Raw genomic sequence first — 1,023 nt, 5'->3', positions numbered from 1 at the left:
AATACGCCTGAAACAAACCATGTGAGGGTGAGCGCGAAGGCCACGACGACAGCCAAAACGTTTATCCATTGCGGGCACGCCCCAAAGCAGAATGAGACGAGACCCAACAGTGCATTGTTCCGGCAAGCGCGATCACGAGGGGCCGCAGCCGAAGTGCCAACTTCGTTGCTGGAAGGTCTTCGTTCATAAGCCGATTATTCGAGGAAATCCGGCTGCCCGCAATCCCTCATCGCCTTTCATGCCTGCCGCGCCTGCGGCACCCAGGCGATAACCGGCAGCGGCAAGGTCAGGTCTACTCCGGAGATGACATCGAAGGAGAGCCCGCAGGACTCGGCCTTAAGAGCCCAGCTCCCGCTGCAAATCCTCCAGCGTGCCCCGGATGTGGCCGGCGGTCAGCGCCTCCACCGTCGCTATGTCACGGTCCATCCACGCCTCGAACAGGGCGCGGTGCTCGTCGCGGGCGCGGCCGGCGCGGCCCTGGGGTTCCAGGTGGACGCGCACATAGCGTTCCGACAGGACGTGCAGGCGTTCCATCAACTGGCTGGTGATGCCGCCGGCCGGGCGGATCAGGGCCATGTGGAAGGCGCGGTTGAGGGTGACGTGGCCGGTGCCGGCGGTCCCCTGCTCCCGCTCCAGCGCCAGCAGCTCATCGCGGGCGTGGTCCCGGTCGGCCGGGCTGGCGCGGCGGGCGCCGTCCGCCGCCGCCCCGGGCTCCAGCTTCAGGCGCAGGGCGAACACCTCCGTCGCCTCTTCCGTCGTCAGGGTGTTCACCACATAGCCCCGGTTGGGGAAGGAGGTGACCAGGCCGTCCTGTTCCAGCCGGCTCAAGGCTTCCCGCAGGGGGATCTTGCTGATCCCCAGCTGGCTGGCGATGGCCCCCTGCTGCACCGCGGCACCTGGCGCCATGGTGCCCAGCAGGATGTGCTGCCGCACGATTTCATAGGCCTGGTCGGGCAGGCTGCGGACGATGATGCTCATGCGGCAAGTTTCATGCGGACAACGGAAGGCCTTTCGCACGATACC

At 66.5% G+C, this 1,023-nt stretch carries 1 protein-coding gene; it reads right to left on the bottom strand.

Annotated elements, in window-relative coordinates:
• Positions 1-336: 336 nt before the first annotated feature.
• On the bottom strand, positions 337-978 hold the full coding sequence (locus I55_RS27260) for a GntR family transcriptional regulator (protein ID WP_044563884.1): 642 nt from the start codon (positions 976-978) through the stop codon (positions 337-339).
• Positions 979-1,023 lie beyond the last annotated feature (45 nt).

Origin of the sequence: Azospirillum sp. B4 (genome assembly GCF_000333275.1) — a bacterium.
Classification (GTDB): domain Bacteria; phylum Pseudomonadota; class Alphaproteobacteria; order Azospirillales; family Azospirillaceae; genus Nitrospirillum.
The sequence above is the reverse complement of the archived record's forward strand: the minus strand, read 5'-3'. Positions and strand labels throughout refer to the sequence as shown.

What these genes read in the sequence shown, in the direction of transcription:
- I55_RS27260 (WP_044563884.1), bottom strand. Translation starts at nt 978, where the DNA reads ATGAGCATCATCGTCCGCAGCCTGCCCGACCAGGCCTATGAAATCGTG.